Genomic DNA, 14,320 nt, shown 5'->3' on the forward strand with positions numbered 1-14,320 from the left:
GGGCACCCCGCTCACCCCCGCCCCAGTCGTCCCGCACCACCAGCACGGAGTGCCACATGCCCACGCCCGGAAAGCCCACGCCCGCGAAGTCCGCACCGAAGAACTCCGCACCCAAGAAGCCCACGCCCGCGAAGTCCACGTCCAAGAAGTCCTCGTCCGGATCGAAGAAGCCCCTCGCCTACGGTGCCGTGATCGTCGTCGCCGCCGCTCTCCTCGGCTTCGCCTCCTACCGGGCCACCGCCCCCGACGACACCGCCCGGGACACCTCCTCCGCCCCGGCCGCCGAGGTCTCCGCCGACCCCAACGAGGGCGTCTACCCGGAGCTGGCGAAGCTCGCCCGCCGGGACGCGGACGACAAGCTGGCCACCGGCCGCGCGGACGCCCCGGTCGTCCTGATCGAGTACGCCGACTTCAAGTGCGGCTACTGCGGCAAGTTCGCCCGGGACACCGAGCCGAAGCTGATCGAGAAGTACGTGAAGGACGGCACGCTGCGCATCGAGTGGCGCAACTTCCCGATCTTCGGCGAGGAGTCCGAGAACGCCGCGCGCGGCGCCTGGGCCGCCGGGCAGCAGGACCGCTTCTGGGAGTTCCACAGCGCCGCCTACGCCGAGGGGGCGAAGGAGAAGGGGTTCGGCAAGGACCGGGTCAGGGCGCTGGCCGAGGAGGCCGGGGTGAAGGACCTGGACCGGTTCATGAAGGATCTCGACGGCAAGCCCGCGCGGGACGCCGTGGCGAAGGACCAGGAGCAGGCGTACGGGATCGGCGTGACGTCCACCCCGTCGTTCCTGGTCAACGGCCGCCCGATCGCGGGCGCCCAGCCGGACGAGACGTTCACCCGGGCCATCGAGGCAGCCGCCGAGCAGGCGAAGGCGAAGACCACGGGCAACGCCGGAAACGGCAGCGGGGACTCCGCCAAGTGACGGCGGACATCGGCTACTTCGCGGCCTTCCTCGGCGGGCTGCTCGCCCTGGTCAGCCCGTGCAGCGCGCTGCTGCTGCCGGCCTTCTTCGCGTACTCCATCGACTCCGCCTCCCGGCTGCTGGCCCGCACCGGCATCTTCTACGCCGGGCTCGCCACCACCCTCGTCCCGCTCGGCGCGGCAGGCAGCTACGCGGGCCGCCTCTTCTACGGCCACCGGGACGCCCTCGTCACGGGCGCGGGCTGGCTGATCATCGTGCTCGGCGTCGCGCAGATCGTCGGCCTCGGCTTCGCCTCCCGGCGGATCGCGGCGCTCAGCGGCCGGATCCGCCCCACCACCGCGTTCTCCGTCTACGCCCTGGGCGCGGTCTACGGACTGGCCGGATTCTGCGCGGGCCCGATCCTCGGCAGTGTCCTCACCGTCGCGGCGGTCAGCGGCAGCCCGGTCTACGGCGGGCTGCTGCTGGCGGTCTACGCGCTCGGGATGGCCGTACCGCTCTTCGTGCTCGCCCTGCTCTGGGAGCGTTTCGACCTCGGCCGCCGGGCCTGGCTGCGCGGCCGGGCCGTCCGGCTCGGCCGGTTCGAGCTGCACACCACGTCGCTGCTGTCGGGGCTGTTCTTCATCGGGCTCGGGTCGCTGTTCCTCGTGTACGACGGGACGACCGCGCTGCCCGGTCTGCTGGGGGTCGACGACTCGTTCGCGGTCGAGCAGTGGGCGCAGAACCTGGGCGAGCAGGTGCCGGACGGGGTGCTGCTGGGGGCGGTGGTGCTCGTGGTGCTGCTGGTCCTGGGCGTACGGGCCTGGCGCCGGCGCGACGCCGACGTACCGGCGGAGCAGACCGAGAAGACCGGCGGGACCGGCGAGAACGAGGAGACCGAGAAGGTGTGACACGGCGAAGGCCCCGTCCACCGGACGGGGCCTTCGAGTGGTGGCTGGGGCCGGGATCGAACCGGCGACCTATCGCTTTTCAGGCGATCGCTCGTACCAACTGAGCTACCCAGCCACGCAGCCGCTGGGGCTGCAGCGGTCCTGACGGGATTTGAACCCGCGGCCTCCACCTTGACAGGGTGGCGAGCACTCCAAACTGCTCCACAGGACCAAGCAATGTGCGAAACAAGTCTCGCACACGGTGAAACGTGCCCCCAACGGGATTCGAACCCGTGCTACCGCCTTGAAAGGGCGGCGTCCTGGGCCACTAGACGATGAGGGCTATTGGCCCGCCTGTTCGCTTTGCAGCGCGTCGGGGACGAGAGAAGCATATGGGATGGGTGGAGCTATCGCCAAAACGGTTTACGGCGAGGGCGTCGGGCGCGTCGGGGAGCGGTCCGGCGAGGGTGAGGAGGCCGGGGACGGGGTGGCTGGGGCGGGGGCGCCCTTCTTCAGGTTCTCCTCCGGAAGATGGCGGCTGACCTCGGCGGTCGTCAGACCGAGACCGCCCAGGGTGATCTCGTCCCAGGCCTGGAGCCGGCGGGTGGCGCGGTCCATGTAGAGCACCGACGCGCGCACCTTCTCCGGCTTCTCCTTCTCCACGGCGCGCAGCCCGCCGCCGCCCGTGGAGCCCTCGACCTTCAGCCGTGTGCCGAGCTTCAGCTGTTCGTTGATCCGGCGGTGGAGGTGGCCGGACAGCACCAGCGGGACCGTGCCGTCGGCCTCCCGGGCGGTGTTCGGGTCGTGGGCGACGGCGATGTCGACCGGGGTGCCGGCCCGCTTCTGGTCGCGCAGCGCGGAGGCCAGGCGCGCGCCCTCCAGCTGGGCGGCCGCCTTGCCGCCGACCGGGGCGGTCCGGTTCGGGGTGAAGGAGATGTCGCCGGTGCCAGCGATCCGCAGTCCGCCCACGTTCACCGCCTTCCCGTCGTCGAGGACGTGCACGTTCTTGAACTTCTTCAGATAGGCCTGCGTGACGAGGGAGTCGTGGTTGCCGCGCACCCACACGTAGGGCGCGCCGAGGTCGCGGACCGGGTCGAGGAAGCTGTTCTCCGCGGCGGAGCCGTGGTCCATCGTGTCGCCGGAGTCGACGATGACGTCGATCTCGTACTGCTCGACGAGCGAGGCGATGATGTGCCAGGCGGCCGGGTTGAGGTGGAGGTCGGAGACGTGCAGGACCCGGATGGTGCCGGGGTCGGGCCGGTAGACGGGGAGCGTGGAGGTCGCGTCGTACAGCTTGGTGACGTTGGTGACCAGGCGGGCCAGTTCCTGCTGGTAGATGTCGAACTCGGTGACGATGGACCGGGCGTCGCCGACCACGGACGGGGCGCTGGAGAGCAGCCCGGAGAACTTCGGCTCCAGGACGGACTTCGGGTTCCAGGTGGCGTACGCGCTGACGCCGGACGCGGCCAGCAGGGTGAGGGCGAGCCCGCCGGCGGTCAGGGCGCGGCGCGGGCGGCGGTAGACGACGAGACCCAGCGCGGTCGCGCCGGAGACGACGGCGACGCAGGAGCGTACGGCCAGCTCCCGGGTGCCGGCGGTGACGTCCCGGGTGACCTCGTCCTGGAGGCCGGCGAACCGCTCCGGCCGGTCGACCAGGGCCTGGGAGCGTTGCGGGTCGAGGCGGTCCACGTCCACGTCGAGCCGGAGCGGCGCGATGTGCGAGTCCAGCTCCAGGGCCCCGAGCGGGGCCACGTTGATCTTGCTGCCGCCGGTGAGGGAGGGGCGCAGCGTCATGTTGGTGTCCATGGGGCCGACCGGCGTACGGATGCTGCCCACGGCGAGCAGCCCCAGCCAGGCCCCCAGCACGACGACGGCGAGCATGCCGAGGGCGCGGAGGCCGGGGTGGCGGGCGGGGCCCGTCAGGTCGGCGGGGGCCGCCGTGCCGGTGCGGGAGCCGACCGGGGTACGCCCCCGGGGCTTCGGGCGGAGGAGCTGGATGAGGCGGTGCCGGACGCGGTCGGCTGCGGCACGGAACGGGACGCGGGCCATTGGGCCCGTATGCCCCGTTGCGGCCTCCGCCATGCCGGTCGCGGGGTGCGCGTCGGTCGCGGGAGCGGGGCCGGAGCGGTGCCGAGCGGGCCCGGAGCCGGGTTTGGAGCGGGCCCGGAGCCCGGGTCCGGAGTGGTCCGAAGCGAGCCCGGAGGGGGCCGGAGCAGGCCCGGTGTGGGTCCCGAGCGAGCCCGGAGCGGCCCGGTGTGGTCGCGCCTGCCCGTGCGGGGCCGTCGTGCGTGACAATGGCCGGGTGCTGGAGATGACGCGCGAACAGTTCGAGGAGCTGGTGAGCCAGGCTCTGGACCGGATTCCGCCGGAGCTGACGCGGCTGATGGACAACGTGGCGGTGTTCGTCGAGGACGAGCCGGAGCCCGGGGACCCCGACCTGCTCGGGCTCTACGAGGGCACCCCGCTCACCGACCGCGGTGAGTGGTACGCCGGGGTGCTGCCGGACCGGATCACCATCTACCGGGGGCCGACGCTGCGGATGTGCGAGTCGCAGGAGGACGTCGTCGCGGAGACCGAGATCACCGTGGTCCACGAGATCGCCCACCACTTCGGCATCGATGACGAGCGGCTCCACGCCCTGGGCTACGGATGAGCGAGCAGGCGCCGGACGAGCTGCCGGAGCCCGGTCCGCCGGCCGCCCCACAGGGCCGGGTGCTGGCGGCGGTCGCGGCCGGCGGTGCGCTCGGCGCGCTCGCGCGCTACGGGGCCCTGGAGCTGTGGCCCGGCGCGGGCGGCTTCCCGTGGACGGTGTTCGTCGTCAACGCGATCGGCTGCGCCCTGATCGGCGTGCTGATGGTGCTCACCGTCGAACGGGGCCGGGTGACCCACCCGCTGGTGCGGCCCTTCATCGGCGTCGGCGTGCTCGGCGGCTTCACGACCTTCTCGACGTACGCGGTCGGCGTCTCGGAACTGCTGGTGCGTCAGGAGGCCCTGACCGCCATGGCGTACGCGGCGGCGACGGCGCTGACCGCGCTCGGGGCGGTGTGGGCGGCGGCCGTGGCGACGCGGACCTGGCTGGACCGGGGCACCCGGGGCATCCGGGACATCCGGGGCACCCGGGGCACCCGGGGAGAAGGGCGGGCCGCGTGAACTGGCTGCTGGTGGCGATCGGCGGTGCGGTGGGCGCGCCCCTGCGCTATCTGACGGACCGTGCGGTGCAGGCGGGCCAGGGGCCGGGCGTCCCGTACGTCTTCCCGTGGGGCACCTTCACGGCGAACACGGCGGGCAGCCTGCTGCTCGGGCTGCTGACCGGCGCCGCGGTGTCCACCCCGGCGTACGCCCTGCTGGCGACGGGCCTGTGCGGGGCGCTGACGACGTACTCGACGTTCTCGTACGAGACCCTCCGCCTGGCCGAGACGGGCCGGGGCTTCCTGGCCGCGGCCAATGTGCTGGCATCGCTGCTGGCGGGCCTGGGCGCGGTGTTCCTGGGGGCGGAACTGGCGGGCGGATTCGGGGGGTAGCGGGGTCGGCGGGCGGCGGGCGGCGGGGGCGCTTCGGCGGTCGCCGCCCGGGGCGTACGTATCGCGGCGCGACGCGGGTGTTCCGGGCGGTGTCGGGGGCGGCCCGGTGGTTGTGGCGCGGGGGTGTTCGGCGCTCCTGGGGCTGCCGTTCCGGGCGGTGCTCGGGGGGCGCTTCGGTGGTCCTCGCGCGGGCGTGTGGTGTTTCGGGCGTGTCTCCGGCGGGGTCGGGGGAGTTGGGCACGGTGCGATGCCGTACCGCTCGCTCCTGACGTCCCGCTCCGCCCCGGCGCCGCGCTCTCCGCTCCCGCTCTTCGCTCCCACCCCCTTGCTCCCCCCTCGCTCCCGCTCTCCCCTCCCGCTCCCTCGCTCCCGCCCCGGAGGTGCCACTCGTGCGCCAGTTGTCCGCCCCTGTTCGCTGGGCAGCCGTCACCGCGCTGACGATCGCCGCGTCCACCGGCTGTATGAGCGTCGGCGAGGACGGCGCCGGGGCGCCGGGGCCCTCACGGTCCGCCGGCCCGAAGGGCTCCGCCGCCGATCCGGCCGGGGACACGGTTCCCGGCTCCGGGCACGCCGGCGGGCGCGGCGGGGACGCTCACCCCCACTCGGACCGGGCCGCCCCCGGGAGCAGCCCGAGCCCGGACGCCTCCAGCGCCGTGCCGTCGGCCACCCCCAAGGGCGCGCGCCCCGAACCGGGCGCTCCGGTGCCCACCCGGGGCGACCCCCCGCCCTCGCCGACGCCCTCGACGCCGGGGCCGGGGGAGCCGCCGCCCACCACCCCGGAGCCTTCGGCCCCGCCGACGTCCGACCCGGATCCGGAGCCCGAACCGGAGCCCACCGATCCGCCCGAGCCGCCCCCCTCGGCCTCGCCCGCCGCGCAGCTGCGGACCCATGCGATGAGCGGACCGGGGGACGCCGGGCCGTTGCGGACTCCGGAGGCATCGCCGCAGGTGAGGCCGGTGTAGCCGGGAGGCCGGCACGGCCGGTTTGCGCAATGTGGGTGAGAGTGCGTATGGTAGTAGATCGTTTGATCCCATTGCCCGGCGCCGACACAGAAGAGCGCCGTGTGGCGCGTACTCTCCCCTGCCGTGGCTGGACCGCATTGAGGCGGTCGAAATTGCGAATCACGGAGTTATGGGCGCGTGCCGAGACTCCGGAAGGTTTCGCATTTCGCATGTCAATTTCCAGTTCTGACCACACCGTCATGCCCGAGAACGTCGACAACGCCGAGCTCGCCGAGCTCGTCGAGGCCGCTGTGACCGAGGCCCCCGCCGGCGCCACCGCCCCGGCCGCCGAGAAGACCGTCGCCGAGACGCCTGTCGTCGCCGAGAAGCCCGTCGTCGAGAAGTCGGTCGCCGACTTCGTCGCTGACACCAAGGCTGCCGACACCAAGGCTGCCGACGCACAGACCGCCGACGCACAGACCGACGCTCCCGCCGAGGAGATCGCGGCCTCCGCCGAGGAGACCGCCGACGACGCCGACGCCGAGCCGACCGTCACCTTCGGCGACCTGGGTCTGCCCGAGGGCATCGTCCGCAAGCTCGCGCAGAACGGTGTGACCGCCCCCTTCCCGATCCAGGCGGCGACCATCCCGGACGCCCTGGCCGGCAAGGACATCCTCGGCCGCGGCCGTACGGGCTCCGGCAAGACGCTCTCCTTCGGTCTGCCGCTGCTGGCCTCCCTCTCCGGTGGCACCACCGAGAAGAAGAAGCCGCGCGGCATCATCCTCACCCCGACCCGTGAGCTCGCGATGCAGGTCGCGGACGCGCTGCAGCCGTACGGCGACGTGCTCGGCCTCAAGATGAAGGTCGTCTGCGGCGGTACGTCGATGGGCAACCAGATCTACGCGCTGGAGCGCGGTGTCGACGTCCTCGTCGCCACCCCGGGCCGGCTGCGCGACATCATCAACCGTGGCGCCTGCTCCCTGGCGAGCGTCCAGGTCGCCGTCCTCGACGAGGCCGACCAGATGTCCGACCTGGGCTTCCTGCCCGAGGTCACCGAGCTGCTCGACCAGATCCCCGGTGGCGGTCAGCGGATGCTCTTCTCCGCCACCATGGAGAACGAGATCGGCACGCTGGTCAAGCGCTACCTCTCCAACCCGGTGACGCACGAGGTCGACAGCGCCCAGGGCAACGTCACGACCATGTCGCACCACGTCCTCGTCGTGAAGCCGAAGGACAAGGCGCCGGTCACGTCCGCCATCGCCGCCCGCAAGGGCCGCACGATCATCTTCGTCCGCACCCAGCTGGGCGCGGACCGCATCGCCGAGCAGCTCATCGAGTCCGGCGTGAAGGCCGACGCGCTGCACGGCGGCATGACCCAGGGCGCCCGTACGCGGGTCCTGGAGGACTTCAAGAAGGGTTACGTCAACGCGCTCGTCGCGACCGACGTCGCCGCCCGCGGTATCCACGTCGACGGCATCGACCTGGTCCTGAACGTGGACCCGGCCGGTGACCACAAGGACTACCTGCACCGCTCGGGCCGTACCGCCCGCGCCGGCAAGTCCGGTGTCGTCGTCTCGCTGGCGCTCCCGCACCAGCGCCGCCAGATCTTCCGCCTGATGGAGGACGCGGGCGTCGACGCCTCGCGCCACATCGTCCAGGGCGCGGGCGTCTTCGAGCCGGAGGTCGCCGAGATCACCGGCGCCCGTTCGCTCACCGAGGTCCAGGCCGACTCCGCGAACAACGCCGCCAAGCAGGCCGAGCGCGAGGCCGCCGACCTGACGAAGCAGCTGGAGCGCATCCAGCGCCGCGCCGTCGAGCTGCGCGAGGAGGCCGACCGCCTGGTCGCCCGTGCCGCCCGCGAGCGGGGCGACGACCCCGAGGCCGCGGTGGCAGAGGTCGCCGCCGAGGCCGAGGCCGCCCTCGTGGCAGCCGTCTCCGTACCGGAGCAGCCGGCCGCCCGCGACGAGCAGCGCCGCGACGAGCGGGGCAACTACGAGCGCCGCGACAACCGCGGTGGCGACCGTGGCGGCTACCGCGGCGGCAACGACCGTCGTGACGAGCGTCCCTCGGGCGGTTTCCGCTCCGGTGGTGGCGACCGTCGGGACGACCGTGGTGGCCGTTCGTTCGAGCGTCGGGACAACGACCGTCCGGCGTTCAACCGTGACCGTCGTGACGAGCGTCCCTCGGGCGGTTTCCGCTCCGGTGGCGGTGACCGTCGCGATGACCGTGGTGGCCGTTCGTTCGAGCGTCGGGACAACGACCGTCCGGCGTTCAACCGTGACCGTCGTGACGAGCGCCCCTCCGGTGGCTTCCGCTCCGGCGGCAGCGACCGCCCGACCGGCCGTCGTGACGAGCGCCCCTCGGGCGGTTTCCGCCCCGGCAGCAGCGACCGCCCGACCGGCCGTCGTGACGACCGCGGCGCCAACACCGGCACCAACACCGGTTCCTTCGGCCGCCGTGACGACAAGCCGCGCTGGAAGCGCAACGGCTGACCCCGGCCCGGCCGGCACCCGGCCGAGCAGGTCCGCCTGACAGACCGGCAGGGCCCGTACGCCACCGAACCGACTCGGTGACGTACGGGCCCTGTTGCTGTTCCCGGCCCCCGGGAGTCCGCCTCCCGGGGCCCGCGACGAGCCCGACACCCATACCGGATCGGCTGCCGGGGCCGGGCGGGCTATGCTCGGGGGGTGATCCGTCGAGGGCCGTTAGCTCAATTGGTCAGAGCAGCGGACTTTTAATCCGTTGGTTGTGGGTTCGAGTCCCACACGGCCTACCGACAGCAGGGGAGGAGCAACCCTCTGACCTGCGCTGGAGCGCCCCGACCGGTTTTGACCGGGCGGGGCGCTTCGGCGTTCGGGGGCGGGTGCGTGAGCGATGCGTGAGCGGGACGCGTCGATCTTGGGGGACACCTGCCGGTTCGAGAAAATCGCCCAGGTCGCTCCCAGTCGGCTTCTACACTCAAGCGATGGCTGATAAGCGCCCGCCAGGAACTTTGGGGTTGGACCTGCGAAGCCGCAGTCTGCGGCCATGTGGGCTGTGCGGCGACATACGGCGAATGTCTCGGGCGCACGTGCCGCCCCAGGCCGCTGGCAACAGTGCCAAGGTGACGAGCGCGGTCGTGCGCATTTCGGATGGAGTCCGTAGGAACGGCCGCTTCGCGGCAGGGGGACTTTGGCTGCGGGGCCTGTGTGAGCAGTGCAACAACTTCGCCGGTGCCCGATATGACGCTGCTTACGGAGACTTCGCGAGAAGGCTGCGGGCCTATGGGTGGGCCGCCCAACGTCTCCGGCTAGTTGACCCGCAGGCAGCGCCGGCTGTCTCCGTTGCGCCAGGTCTGGTGGCGCGGTCGGTCATGATTGGGATGTTCGCCATCAGTCCGCATCTACGGGAACTGTTCCCTCAGCTCGCGGCCAACCTGCATGAGTGCAAGGCGAGCATCTCCATGCCAGAGGGACTTGAGCTGCGCTTGGCGCTCTATCCCCACAGCACCGCACGGCTGACCGGCCCGGTGTACTCCCAGCGAGTCCTTGGGAGACGGGAGCACTACAACACGTTTGCCGAGGTCTACTTTTCCCCGCTTGCCTGGGTTCTCACGTCCCGAAGGCTGGATGGGCCAGTCAGTGGTGTCGAATCGATCCTCGATCGACAAGGGTGGCCGGTCGCCGACGAATGGCTCCGGTATAGCGCGGATGTCACTTCTGTGGACCTCCGCAACCTCTGTCGGCGTATTCCGGTGGTCGGGCACCCACTTGCCGACCCCTCGGAGTGGGTTGAGATGTACAGCGACGAGGTAACCCCGTTTCTAGAAGGACTCGTGCCCTCCTGAGCCTGGCCCGGAGGCTTGCCGTAGCTCTTCACCGTGCCCGTTTCGGCTGCGGACTAGGGGAACGCGGCACGAGCTTTGCTGCTGCTTCTGCCACGGAGCGGTCGACCTCCGGAAGGAGGCTCGTGTACGTGTCCGAGGTCAGGGTGATCGTGGAGTGGCGGAGGGTCTCCTTGATCGTGTGGATGTCGCCGCCGGCCCCGTGGGTGAGCGTCGCCGCCACATGGCGGAGGTCCCGCAGGGTGATGGGCGGGAGGCCGGTGGTGGCGAGGAGGCGGCGGAAGGTCTCTGAGACCGATTCCGGGTGGAGCCAGGAGCCGTCCTCCTTGGTGAAGATCTTTCCGGTCTCCTGCCAGGCGGCACCCGCCTTCTTCCGCTTCCGTGCCTGACGCTTCCTGTGCGCGCGCAGGACGGCCACGTTCACGCTGTCGAGAGCGATCGTGCCGGCGCTGCCGTCGGTCTTCGGCTCGGACTCGTACGGGTCCCAGCCGTCGACGACGATCTCCTTGGCGGGGGTGATGAGGCCGGCGTCGAGGTCGGTCTCGTGCCAGTCCTGGCCGACTGCCTCGCCGCGCCGGAGGCCGCGGGTGCCCATGAGGTGGAAGACGGCGTAGAGCCGGTCCTTCTCGGCTGCGTCCAGGAAGACGCCGAACTGCTGCGGGGTCCACACCATCACCGGACCGGGGACCTCGACCGTGTCCCGCCAGCGGCGGACACGTTCGTCGGTCCAGAGGAGCGGCTTGGGGCGCTTGCCGGACTCCAGCTCGACGTGGGCGGCCGGGTTGAACGTGATGAGTTGCTGGGCGATGGCGGAGTTCAGGGCCGCGCGGAGGGTGCGGCGAACGGCCTGCCTGGTCGCCGGGCCGGTGATCTTCCGGAACGGCTTCATCTCCGCCAGCTTGGCCCGTTCGGCGGCGAGCAGGGCCCGCTCGGCGGTGACCGGGCGGCCAGGACGGCTCGGCTTGCAGCGGGCGATCTGCTCGCGGCGGGCCTGGTTCTCGGCGGCGATCACCTCGTTGTCGTCGGCTATCCCATCGAACATCTCCACGAGGTGGCCGACATTGAGCCGGTCCAGGCGAATGTGCCCGATACGGGGCTTCAGGTGGACGCGGATGTGCGACGCGTACCCGTTGAGGGTGGTCCTGCGGCGCTTCTTCGACGCGAACCAGGCGTCCAGCCACTCGCCGACCGTGAGGCTGCCCCGTAGCCCGAGCCCGGCCCTGAGACGCCGCCGTGTCTCCTCGACGTCGGGCAGTGGCGCCTTCTCGTCCCCGACCTCCTCCAGGAGCGTGACGAGGCGCTGGAGGCTGTCGGGATCGTCCGTGTCGGCCAGGGCGAGGAGCGCGCGGACGTGGTCGAGGTCGGCCTGGGCGGCCTTGAGGGAGTCGTAGCCGGCACGGCTGAAGGAGCGGCGGGTGCCGTCTTCGCGGGGTGGGAGTTCCTGGCGTATGGAGTAAGAGCCGTGCTTGCGGCTGGTGAGCTTGGGGCACTTCTTGCCGAGCGGTTTGCCGGTGTGGGGGTCTCGGCAGTAGCAGCGGCGGTGGGTGGAACCCTTCAAAGATCGTTCTCCTCGGTGGGGTCGGTGTCGGGCGAGTCGATGTCGGCGAGCGGGGAGGGCAGGTGGGGCGGGGTGCCGCCGGCCTCACGGATGGCGTCGCGGTGGCGGCCCAGTTCGTACTTGGCATTGGCGGCTTGGTCGGCGTACCGGGCCAGTGCGCGCTCGGCTGCCTCCCGCTGGACGCGGTTGGGGGCGGTCCTCACCTTCCAGCGTTCGTAGTCCTCGCTTTCCACGGCGGCCAGGGCCGAGCGGAGTTCGAGGTCGTGGGCGAGGAAGTGGTCGAGCATGTGGTCGGTGGCGTCTTCGGCAGATTCGTTGCCGGTGAACCACTGGAGCGCGTCCCAGGCCGGTTGCGGGTCTTCGTAGGGGAGTTGGCGGACTTCGTCGACGTAGCCGACGGGGTAGATCAGGCTGATCGGGGACATGCGCAGGGCCTTGGCGAGGACCATGACCTCGACCAGGGGGAGGACGGCGCGGCGGCCGGACTCCATGTTGGCGATCACGTTGCGGGGGATCGGGTAGCCGATGTCCTCGCATCTGTCGGCCAGATCCTGTGCGCTCCAACGCAGTTCCTTCCGTCGTCTGCGGACCTCGCCGGCCACGGTGGCCATGACGTGGTCCTCCCATTCGAGGTCGTCGGCCTCGGTGTCTTCTTCGTATCCATGTTCGGAGCGGCGCTGTGTCATGAGGACACATTAGCTTGCCTACCGTTGATTCCATGGCCTGGAGACGAGCGTGATCGTCGTGTTCGCCGAGGGCTCAGTCATGGATGGAGCGTGCATGCGCGAGAGTCGACCCGCGAGCAGTGCCAAGGGCATGAGTCGCGAGGAGCTGCTGGAGCTGCCAGCTGCCGTTGACCTGGATACGGGCAATCGAGCGTTGGGGCTGGGGAGGAGCAAGGGGTACGAGCTGGCGAAGCGCGGCCAGTACCCGTGCAGGGTGCTGCGGCTGGGCAGCGCCTACCGAGTGGTGACCGCAGATCTGCTGGCGCTGCTCGGGCTGGCGGCGTGACGGGGCGGAAACGTAGCGAACCGTTCTGCGCTGAGCTGACACAGAAAGGCTGGACTGTTGCCGGGCTTGGACGTACGGTCCGTGTTCCCTCGCTGTGGCCTGGAGTCCGCGAGACAGGGGTGAGCCCCCGGCGGTGCAACGCCGGAGGCCCGAGCAACCCCGAACGGCCCTGGAAGAACCAACCCGGCGACAAGGGCGTGCGAGCCCGCCGCCAGACAAGGAGCTGCCCTGTGCAACACCCCGAACCTCCGACCCATTCCGATCTCGACGCGCGGGATTGGCCGCCGACCGCGATCCCCGGCATGCCCGGTCGGTACACGGGCGAAGAGTCCGTCGCCGATGAAGCCGACGGGACCGGGAGGGCCTCGGCGGACGTGCCTACGGAGGAGGCGGCACCGATCCCCGAGCCGACCGCCGGGTTGAAGGTGCTAGACGAACTGCGTGGGCAGCTGGCGAAGTTCGTGATCCTGCCCTCGCCGGAGGCGCTGGACGCCGTCACGCTGTGGGTGGCGGCCACGCACCTGCAGACGGCGTGGCAGCACGCGCCGCGCCTCGCGGTCGTCGGCCCGGCGAAGCGGTGCGGTAAGTCGCGGCTCCTGGACGTAGTGACCGAGACCGTGCACGACCCGTTGATCACGGTCAACGCGTCTGCTGCCGCGGTGTTCCGGTCGATCACCGACGCCCCTCCGACCCTTCTGGTCGACGAGGCCGACACGCTCTTCGGGTCGGCGAAGGTGGCGGAGAAGAACGAGGAGATGCGCGGCCTGCTCAACGCCGGTCACCAGCGCAACCGCCCGACCCTGCGGGTCTCCGGCCCGAACCACGAGGTGGCGAAGTTCCCCACCTTCGCCATGGCCGCCCTCGCCGGGATCGGGGACCTACCGGACACGATCATGGACAGGTCGGTCGTGATCCGGATGCGCCGCCGGGGGCCGGGGGAGAAGGCCGCCGAGTTCCGCACCGTACGGGACACCCCCGCCCTGCACGCCGTGCGGGACCGGCTCGTGGCCTGGCTCGGGCCGCTCTACGACACCGCCATGGGCCTCACCCCGCCCATGCCGGTCGAAGACCGGGCCGCCGACACCTGGGAGCCGCTGGTAGCCGTCGCCGACCTTGCGGGCGGCACCTGGCCTGCCGCTGCCCGGGCCGCCTGCCTGGCCATGACGCGGCACGAGGCCGAACAGGACCAGGACAACAGCGCCCTGAACCTCCGGCTTCTCGCCGACATCCGCCGCGCCTTCGCCGCCGAAGGCAACCCGGCCCTGCTCCGTACCGGCCGTCTCCTCAGCATCCTCAACGACGACACCGAGTCGCCCTGGCCGGAGTACAAGGACAAGGGCCTGACCGCACGCGGCCTGCAGCTCCTGCTGAAGGACTACGGCATCAGCGCCTCCAGCCACCGCTTCCCCGGTGACTCCCAGGCCCGGGGCTTCACCCGCGAGCAGTTCGCCGACGCCTGGGCCCGCTACTGCCCTGAGCCTCCACCGGCTGCCGAGCCACTGCTCCTGCAGACCGCATGACCGGCGCCTGACCCGGCACGACCCGTCCCTTCGCAGGTCAGGGCCGGGACGGGTCACCCGCCCGTGACGGGTCGTCCCGATGTCGCCACCTCAACCCGTACCTGCTCCGACCAGGCACGCGACGGGTTGCGACAGGTCCCTGCCCGACACGGCCGAGCCC

At 71.5% G+C, this 14,320-nt stretch carries 13 protein-coding genes and 4 tRNA genes; 11 read left to right on the forward strand and 6 right to left on the reverse strand.

Translation table 11 applies throughout. The annotated features are described in order from the left end of the window. Positions 1 to 56 precede the first annotated feature (56 nt). Positions 57 to 920, forward strand: a complete 864-nt coding sequence (locus tag ACGF2Y_RS04790) for a DsbA family protein (protein ID WP_392943265.1) — start codon at positions 57 to 59, stop codon at positions 918 to 920. Next, positions 917 to 1,807 (forward strand): cytochrome c biogenesis CcdA family protein, encoded by an 891-nt coding sequence (locus ACGF2Y_RS04795; protein ID WP_392943266.1) that lies wholly within the window; start codon positions 917 to 919, stop codon positions 1,805 to 1,807. The genes ACGF2Y_RS04790 and ACGF2Y_RS04795 overlap by 4 nt, the downstream gene beginning before the upstream one ends. Positions 1,808 to 1,845: 38 nt before the next feature. Here the strand turns inward: ACGF2Y_RS04795 and ACGF2Y_RS04800 are convergent. From ACGF2Y_RS04800 to ACGF2Y_RS04815, 4 genes are all read right to left on the reverse strand, one after another. Continuing rightward, a tRNA-Phe gene (locus ACGF2Y_RS04800) sits at positions 1,846 to 1,922 on the reverse strand. A 21-nt stretch (positions 1,923 to 1,943) separates the two neighbouring features. Further along, positions 1,944 to 2,018, reverse strand: a tRNA-Asp gene (locus ACGF2Y_RS04805). A 38-nt stretch (positions 2,019 to 2,056) separates the two neighbouring features. Continuing rightward, positions 2,057 to 2,129 (reverse strand) — tRNA-Glu (locus ACGF2Y_RS04810). An 80-nt stretch (positions 2,130 to 2,209) separates the two neighbouring features. After that, positions 2,210 to 3,835 (reverse strand): metallophosphoesterase, encoded by a 1,626-nt coding sequence (locus tag ACGF2Y_RS04815; RefSeq protein WP_392943267.1) that lies wholly within the window; start codon positions 3,833 to 3,835, stop codon positions 2,210 to 2,212. 253 nt (positions 3,836 to 4,088) lie between these two features. On the opposite strand from ACGF2Y_RS04815, the gene ACGF2Y_RS04820 reads away from it, so the two are divergent. From ACGF2Y_RS04820 to ACGF2Y_RS04850, 7 genes are all read left to right on the forward strand, one after another. After that, positions 4,089 to 4,439 (forward strand): metallopeptidase family protein, encoded by a 351-nt coding sequence (locus ACGF2Y_RS04820; RefSeq protein WP_032790371.1) that lies wholly within the window; start codon positions 4,089 to 4,091, stop codon positions 4,437 to 4,439. Next, entirely contained in the window at positions 4,436 to 4,936 is a 501-nt protein-coding gene (locus ACGF2Y_RS04825) for a fluoride efflux transporter FluC (RefSeq protein ID WP_392943268.1), read from the forward strand. The genes ACGF2Y_RS04820 and ACGF2Y_RS04825 overlap by 4 nt, the downstream gene beginning before the upstream one ends. Next, the gene (locus ACGF2Y_RS04830) at positions 4,933 to 5,307 is read left to right on the forward strand and encodes a fluoride efflux transporter FluC (RefSeq protein ID WP_392943269.1); all 375 of its coding nucleotides are present in this window, start codon (positions 4,933 to 4,935) and stop codon (positions 5,305 to 5,307) included. Before ACGF2Y_RS04825 ends, ACGF2Y_RS04830 begins: the two co-directional genes overlap by 4 nt. Before the next feature lie 389 nt (positions 5,308 to 5,696). Continuing rightward, a complete protein-coding gene (locus ACGF2Y_RS04835) occupies positions 5,697 to 6,269 on the forward strand; it encodes a hypothetical protein (RefSeq protein ID WP_392943270.1) in 573 nt (190 codons plus the stop codon). A gap of 239 nt (positions 6,270 to 6,508) precedes the next feature. Then, positions 6,509 to 8,740: a DEAD/DEAH box helicase gene (locus ACGF2Y_RS04840; RefSeq protein ID WP_392943302.1), complete on the forward strand. Its 2,232-nt coding sequence runs from the start codon at positions 6,509 to 6,511 to the stop codon at positions 8,738 to 8,740. Between the two features lie 207 nt (positions 8,741 to 8,947). Then, positions 8,948 to 9,021: transfer RNA gene (locus ACGF2Y_RS04845), tRNA-Lys, on the forward strand. Positions 9,022 to 9,609: 588 nt separating this feature from the next. Then, positions 9,610 to 10,074, forward strand: a complete 465-nt coding sequence (locus tag ACGF2Y_RS04850; RefSeq protein ID WP_392943271.1) for a hypothetical protein — start codon at positions 9,610 to 9,612, stop codon at positions 10,072 to 10,074. Between the two features lie 28 nt (positions 10,075 to 10,102). Here ACGF2Y_RS04850 and ACGF2Y_RS04855 read toward each other — a convergent pair whose 3' ends face one another. Together ACGF2Y_RS04855 and ACGF2Y_RS04860 are read right to left on the reverse strand one after the other, a co-directional pair. Then, a complete protein-coding gene (locus ACGF2Y_RS04855; RefSeq protein ID WP_392943272.1) occupies positions 10,103 to 11,629 on the reverse strand; it encodes a tyrosine-type recombinase/integrase in 1,527 nt (508 codons plus the stop codon). Then, the gene (locus ACGF2Y_RS04860) at positions 11,626 to 12,315 is read right to left on the reverse strand and encodes a helix-turn-helix domain-containing protein (RefSeq protein ID WP_392943273.1); all 690 of its coding nucleotides are present in this window, start codon (positions 12,313 to 12,315) and stop codon (positions 11,626 to 11,628) included. The genes ACGF2Y_RS04855 and ACGF2Y_RS04860 overlap by 4 nt, the downstream gene beginning before the upstream one ends. Before the next feature lie 94 nt (positions 12,316 to 12,409). On the opposite strand from ACGF2Y_RS04860, the gene ACGF2Y_RS04865 reads away from it, so the two are divergent. Both ACGF2Y_RS04865 and ACGF2Y_RS04870 read left to right on the forward strand, forming a co-directional pair. Then, positions 12,410 to 12,640 carry a hypothetical protein gene (locus ACGF2Y_RS04865; protein WP_392943274.1) on the forward strand — a complete coding sequence of 77 codons (231 nt, stop codon included), beginning with the start codon at positions 12,410 to 12,412 and terminating at the stop codon, positions 12,638 to 12,640. Between the two features lie 230 nt (positions 12,641 to 12,870). Next, positions 12,871 to 14,160: a DUF3631 domain-containing protein gene (locus ACGF2Y_RS04870; protein ID WP_392943275.1), complete on the forward strand. Its 1,290-nt coding sequence runs from the start codon at positions 12,871 to 12,873 to the stop codon at positions 14,158 to 14,160. The last annotated feature ends 160 nt before the right edge of the window (positions 14,161 to 14,320 follow it).

This window comes from Streptomyces sp. NPDC048142 (genome assembly GCF_043202835.1).
Taxonomy (GTDB): Bacteria; Actinomycetota; Actinomycetes; order Streptomycetales; family Streptomycetaceae; genus Streptomyces.

Coding starts and splice junctions, on each gene's coding strand:
- ACGF2Y_RS04790 (WP_392943265.1), top strand. CDS start 57: ATGCCCACGCCCGGAAAGCCCACGCCCGCGAAGTCCGCACCGAAGAAC.
- ACGF2Y_RS04815 (WP_392943267.1), bottom strand. CDS start 3,835: ATGGCCCGCGTCCCGTTCCGTGCCGCAGCCGACCGCGTCCGGCACCGC.
- ACGF2Y_RS04825 (WP_392943268.1), top strand. CDS start 4,436: ATGAGCGAGCAGGCGCCGGACGAGCTGCCGGAGCCCGGTCCGCCGGCC.
- ACGF2Y_RS04840 (WP_392943302.1), top strand. CDS start 6,509: ATGCCCGAGAACGTCGACAACGCCGAGCTCGCCGAGCTCGTCGAGGCC.
- ACGF2Y_RS04850 (WP_392943271.1), top strand. CDS start 9,610: ATGTTCGCCATCAGTCCGCATCTACGGGAACTGTTCCCTCAGCTCGCG.
- ACGF2Y_RS04860 (WP_392943273.1), bottom strand. CDS start 12,315: ATGACACAGCGCCGCTCCGAACATGGATACGAAGAAGACACCGAGGCC.
- ACGF2Y_RS04865 (WP_392943274.1), top strand. CDS start 12,410: ATGCGCGAGAGTCGACCCGCGAGCAGTGCCAAGGGCATGAGTCGCGAG.